Source organism: Clostridium tarantellae, from assembly GCF_009295725.1.
GTDB classification, from domain to species: Bacteria; Bacillota; Clostridia; order Clostridiales; family Clostridiaceae; genus Sarcina; species Sarcina tarantellae.
In genome coordinates this window covers 1-7,019 of sequence record NZ_WHJC01000178.1, presented here as the reverse complement: position 1 = coordinate 7,019, position 7,019 = coordinate 1, and the positions used below count along the sequence as shown (strand labels likewise).

At 28.2% G+C, this 7,019-nt stretch carries 2 protein-coding genes; one reads left to right on the top strand and one right to left on the bottom strand.

What is annotated here, in order from left to right; all coding sequences use genetic code 11:
- Window positions 1–1,852 (top strand): sensor histidine kinase (locus tag GBZ86_RS10830; protein ID WP_152890565.1); only part of this gene is annotated, 1,852 nt, incomplete at its 5' end.
- Window positions 1,853–1,982: 130 nt separating this feature from the next.
- On the opposite strand, the gene GBZ86_RS10825 is transcribed toward GBZ86_RS10830, so the two are convergent.
- Window positions 1,983–6,818, bottom strand: a complete 4,836-nt coding sequence (locus GBZ86_RS10825; protein ID WP_170272217.1) for an endo-alpha-N-acetylgalactosaminidase family protein — start codon at window positions 6,816–6,818, stop codon at window positions 1,983–1,985.
- Between the last annotated feature and the right edge of the window lie 201 nt (window positions 6,819–7,019).

The window sequence follows — 7,019 nt, the reverse complement described above, 5'->3', positions numbered from 1 at the left end:
TATTGTAATATATAATAATAGAAGTTTAATGATATTTTTAAAATTAACAATATTAATATATTTAATTGCAATGGGAGTATGTTTTATTAAAGTTATAAAGTCCTTAGAATTTATATACATACCAATAATGATTTGTATAGGATTATTTTCAATAAAACTTTTATTTGCTTTAGGTTTATTAATAGATAGAAGTTTAATACTTTTACTAAATTCTATATTAATATCAGTATTAATGTTTTTAAGTTTCATTTTTGGATTATTAATTGATTCTATAATAAAAATAAAAAAACAAAAAAGGCTAGAGAGACAATTAAAAATATTTTATCATTTAGCAGAAAAAAATAATCATATAGAAATGATAATATTAAATGAAGAAAATAAGGTTATATATGCTAATAAAAAAAGTAGGAAAAAAAGAAGTAAAAATAATAATGTTAGACAAGCTTATGAAGATATTTGTAATTTTATTAGAGATAATATTATAGAAGATTTAAAAGAGTTATTTAATAATGAAGTTAATACTATGGATAAATGTATTAAAGTTAATAATGATAAAGAAGTTTTAAAATGTAATGTACAAACATTAGATTTAGGTCAAAATTGTAAGTATAAATCATTAATTTTTACAGATATTACATCAACATATAATAGAAATGAAAAAATAAAAATAAGTGAACAACGATTAAGAGGAGTAACAGAAAACATATCAGAAATAATAATAAGTGTAGATTCTCAAGGAGTAGTTACTTATGTTAATAATAGTTGTTTAAATATTTTTTCATGCAAAGAAAATGATTTAATTGGGAAAAAAATAAATGATTTTTTAATAGAAGAAGATGGACCATTACATATAAATGATATAAATAGAAATGTAAACAATGAACTTATAAGGGCAAAGATGATTTCGAAACATAATAATATTAAGATGCTCGAAATAACTAGAAATCAAATTATCAATAGTGAAGGTGAAATCATTGGAAAAGTATTAATAGGAAAAGATTTAGATTATATAAATGAAATTGAAAAACTTAGAACAAAGTATAAAGAAATTCAAGAATATGATAGAATTAAAAATGAATTTTTTGCTAATTTATCTCATGAACTAAGAACTCCTATTAATATAATTTATTCTTGTTTACAACTTTTAACTACATTTTCTGATAAAGACAATGAAGAATTTAAAAAATATTATATAAAGTATTCTAAAACTTTAAAACAAAATTGTTTTAGAATGATGAGGATAGTAAATAATTTAATTGATATTACTAAAATAGAATCTGGATTTATGAAAATGGATTTTCAAAATTACGACATAGTTAGTTTAGTTGAAAATATTACTTTATCTGTAATACCATATGTAGAAAGTAAAAAACTAAACATAACTTTTGATACTGATGTTGAGGAATTAGAAATAAAATGCGATCCAGATAAAATAGAGAGAGTAATTTTAAATTTATTATCTAATGCAATAAAGTTTAGTAATATAGGTGGAAATATATTAGTTGATATATCTGAAAAAAATAGAAAAGTTTTTATAAGAGTTAAGGATGATGGCATTGGTATTCCATCTAATATGAAAGATGTAGTATTTAAAAGATTTATACAAACAGATAAATCTTTTAGAAGAGCTAAAGAAGGAAGTGGAATAGGACTAGCTTTAGTAAAATCTTTAGTTGAGCTTCATAATGGAAAAATTTATTTAGAAAAAAATACAGATAAGGGTAGTGAGTTTGTTATAGTTTTACCTAGTGAAAAAATAGAAAGTGACGTGGAAGAAGATAAAATTAATTACTATGAATCACAGGTTGAAAGTATATCAATAGAATTTGCAGATATATATGACATTAATTAGAATTTTATAAATTGTGTAAACAATCATATAAAATAGGTTTCATAATTAAAGTTAAAAAGTAAATAAATAATAAAAATAAAAAGGAGTTTCTAAATTTTGGAAACTCCTTTTAGGTATTTTAATTTATTTTTTAACTAAATAAATTTTTTATATTCATTAATATGCTTGCACTAAGTTTTGTAGTTTTTAAAGTTCTAGCATTTAAGGCTATAGGTCTTGATTTCTTACCATTTACTCCATTTGCTACAACTTTAAATCCATATAAAGTATTAGATTTAAGATCAGTAGCAGTAAATTCAGTTCCAGCTACCTTTGCTATTTCAACTCCATCTTTGTATATTGTATAATCTGCAATTTCAGTATTTTTTGGAGCTTTCCAAGATAAAGTAATACTATTATCTGTAGATTCTATAGTTTTAAAGCTTGTTGGTTTATTTGGAGTAGCATCTGAAACTTTAACTTCTTTTATATATAAATTATCTAAAATTAATTCATCAAAGCCATTTACTTTTTCTAATGCTAAATAGTAATCATTAGCATTACCAGTAGTAAATTCATGTTTAAATTCTTTAACTTCTCTACTATAAGCAGAACCATCTTCAGGTCTTCCTGTTACTTGTCCAGGAGCTAAATTTTCATCAAATAACACTCCTGCTGTCGGTGATTTAAGAGCTATAGAATATAAGTTATCTTTTTTATTAGTATATTTAAAGCCTATTTCATATTTAGTATTTGGTTTTAGTTGTAATGTGGTTTGATCAGTTACAAGCATTTCACCAGTAGTACCTTCTTGTTGATTAGTTTTTAATGAAAATCTTCCATCAATTACCCAATTCATATATTGATCACCATCAGGATTTTTTTCAGCAAAGTGAGTTCTATTATCTGTACCTAGATTTCTTCCCATATAGAATGGTCCATGACCTTCATCTACATTTTCAAAATCTTCATATAATACATAACCATCTTTATTAGTTGGTTCCATTTCTTTATGTGGATTTGTCCAAATTCTAAAATCATCTATAGATACCTTAGAGTCATCCTCATCACTAGCTACATTTAAATATAATTTAGCAGTTGTAATATCTTCAGGAACTGTAAATTCTACTCTCATTCTAGTGAATTTATCATTATACCACTTAAAGCCTTCACCAACTCCAACACGATTAGTTTGTCTATCTATAGTACTTTCTGAAGTTTCACCACCACAGTCAACTCCTAAAGTTACTTTTCTATCTCCATCAAGTTTTACCCAAACAGAAGCAGAGTAAGTTTCACCAGGTACTAAGTCTGTAATTTCTTGTGATAATGTAGCATCAGCACCATTATTTCCTTGAACTACAGTTATATCATTTCCAGATCTTCTTTCTACTTTTTCATTTACTCTATTAATATGGTCTGTATTATCACCAGTAGATTCTACAGTCCAGTTATCAGTAATATTTTCAGAGTCAAATCCAGGATCATTTATTAAAGTACCCTCACCCCAAGTTGTTATTCTAGATTCTTTAACAACTTCATCAGAAGGGAATACAACATAAGGAATATTTTGCTTAGCATCAATAGTTACTTTACCATCAACTACAGGAATATCAAAAGTATGAGTTCTTCCTTGATCAGATAGTTCATAAACTTTTACACTAGTAGCACCTTCCCATATATTTGGAATATTCCAAGTTGTTTCACCACCATATGGATTCCAATGATAAACCTTATTTTGCTCAGTTCCTTCTAATTGTTCCCAAGTCCAAGGCATAAATAAAGTAGTTTTACCAATACCTCTATCATTTATAGTGTTTTTTGGAGTGGTAGCTATTAATTTTTCATCTTGATACATGTTAATAATGCCATTTTCTCTTTTAACTTCTAGACCATCATTAAATTTAACATGACCAGTGGTTCCATCATCTTCCCAATCCATTATTTCAAAGTGTTGCATATACTTACTTGGTAAAGTTTGATTGTAGAATGTTTCAATAGCATAGAAGCCTTCTAGGTCGTGTCTAGTTCCCCAACCACCTGATAACATGTGCTTACCACCTTTTAGCATATCATCAGCCATATAAGCATCTTGTTCTTGGTTTCTTATAAATCTTATAATATCACTTTCATTTCCTCTATTAGGATAAGCAGGGTCCCCACCCCAATGAGTCCAAGTAACCTGTTGTTCTAATGGTCCATTAAATTCAGTTGCTAACATCCAATCATGTCCATTAATAACCTTAGCTAATTCTTTAGCATTCCAACCATTGCCAGTGTAAACATCTATATAAATCCAACCTAAGTCTGGATGATCTTCTTTTAACATGTTGAATCTTCTTTCAAGCTCACCAGAAGTTATATCCTTTCTTTGATCAACATAGTAAGATTCATCTTTCCATCCCCAGCCATTTTTAAATCCAGGTTGTAAGTTATCCACTTCAAGTTCAAAAGCATCTAAGTGATATTCTGTTACGTTAACATGAACACCCACTTGAGCATTATAATCCTTACCTATTTCGATTAATTTATTAAGGTCATCCTTACCACCTTGTCTAATACCAGTATGTCCACCTATATCAGCAATAACATCATCATGACCTTCACCTTGATATCCTTTTTCAAGAATCAATTGTCCAAAACCATCAGTGTAATTAGAAACTTTCTTAATTTGGTCAGCTGTTCTTAAGAAAGGTGATTGTGCTAAAGAACCTATATTAAACGGAATATATGAAAGGGAGTTAGGAATATATTCAGCACCTTGAGTAACATTCATATTTTCTCTATATAAAATAGCAGCATCTTGCCAATCTATTTCAGAATCTTTATTAGTATCCCTAGCAATCATTATTTCTGACCAAGGCATTTCTTCTTTAACTTCCACACCATTTATAGAGTCTTCTCTATATATAAAAGTACCATTATATAATCCAGCTTTTCTATGGTCCTCTCTTTCTTGAACATTAACAACAGCTCTAGCTCCACCTTCAACTACATTGTTATTTATACCAATAGAGAATCTATTGTCATTAACGAAGGCATAGGCTCTACCAAAGTTCCCATTTTTATAGTCATTAACAGATTTAAAATCCTCTGCAATATTATTCCAACTACCGTCATTTATTACAGCAGAAACCTCTCCACCGTTAGTATTTCTAACTGATGCTAAACTATGGTCAGGGAAGTTAATAGTTTTAACTTTAAAATCACCATGTTCAAATACATCTGTAATTTCCATTCTTAAAATGTTATCATCCTTTAAGAACATATTAACCTTAACAACCACATTTAAATTTTCAAAATTTAAAGTATATTCTAAAGTTTTTTCATCTATTTTATTAGAAGTAATTTCAGGAACCTGCTTTTTACCATTTACTTCAACAATATAAAGTTGTTCATCTTCACCATCTAATATTTCATTGTCAGCTTTCCATTCATATTTTGTTACTTTAGGGAACTTAGTATCTAAAGTAACTATCATATCCTCAGATTCAATAGTTATTGGATCACCTGATTCTGGTGGTGCTAATAGATCATCTTTAATTTCTTTAAAAGTAATATCATCTAAATAAACATTCTTATTTGAACCCCATCCATGAAGACCTATTTTACCAGCTACTGTTGGAATAGCATTTATACTTTGTTCTCCCACAGCTTCTCCATTTACCCATAAACCAACATTGCTATCATTAAAGGTAAGTTTAATATCATAAACTGTATTAGCTTCTAATGGAATATTATTGGAACCAAAGTTTCCATAAGTTTCTTTACCATCAGAGAAGTTCTTCCATATCCAATTTCCAGCATCATAGCAGATAGAGGACCAGTTATTTTCATCCACATATCTAAATACAAAGCCTAATCTACCAGTATCTATATTATATTCAAATTTACTTTCTAAAGAACCATTTACTATATTAGGAGAAGCTTCATCAAAAATTTCTGTAACTCCATTTAAAGCTACTTTTAATCTATTATTCTCCACTGTACTTGTAGCATTTCCTCTAGACGTTGTCCAATTACCACTTGTTTCAGGTGTATTAAAATCAGTAGTGTAAACTAAACCATCTTCTCTTACAGTTATAGTTGCAGGAACTTTTTTTGTTGAATCCTTAATTAAAGAACCTTCTATTTCAAAGGTACCTGGTTTAGTATACTTATCCTTTGAAATATATGGCCAAGTAACTTCTTCAAAGCCATTACTTTCATCTACATAAGTAACTTTAACTCTAGTAGGAAGTTCCGGTTTAACTCCAACTAAAGAGTTCACCTCAACAGGTTCAACAGACTTTACTTCTTTACTTTCACAGTCAATTATAGAACCTAAAGGACCAGATTTTACATATTGAACATAGGAAGGGGTGCTTCCATACCAAGTTTTAAATCCAATTCCATATCCTTGATTTATTGGCATTCCATCAAGATTAACTTCTTCATCAAATATTGTTTCACTATCAAGAATCATTTTTATATGATTACCTTCATATCTTACTTGAAGTTTATATTCTTCTCCAGCAGTTAATTTAGGACCAGTAAAGTCTTTACCTCCATTTTTAGTAGAAATTCTCCAATTGCTATTTAAATCATAACCAAGCATTAAATAATTTTCTTCAGAAGGTCTAACCACTATTCCAAATCTAGCATCCTTACCAACTTTAAACACCATTTCTGCTTCGCCATCTACTAACATTGGAGCATTTGGGTCATAAATAGTGTAATTATTACCACCAGAACTATCTCTTTTGAATTCTAACCAACCATCATTAGAAATAGCAGTTCCTTTTCCTTCAAAAGTTTTCCAGTCTATATTTTCTGTGCCATCAAAAATTATTGTATAAGGATCACAGTTTAAAGTCTCAGTTTGTGCTAAATTTTCATTAGCATTAGCAAAAACAGGAGTAGTCACAGAAGCTACTTGAGTAATAACTACAGCTGCTGCTACTATCATGGCTAATTTTTTACTCATAGGTTTTGAATTTTTACCCATTAAAGTTTCCCCCTTTATTTTCATCGAATAATTCTGTAAATTCTTATTTAAATGTTTACATATTAATCATAATATTTTTTTGTAAAAAACAATATGGATTTTATTTACATATTAATGTAAAATTTTGTATTGAAAAATTAAAATGTAATTTAATTGAAAGGGGCTGTCGCACTAAATAATTAGTGAACAGCTCCTTTTTTC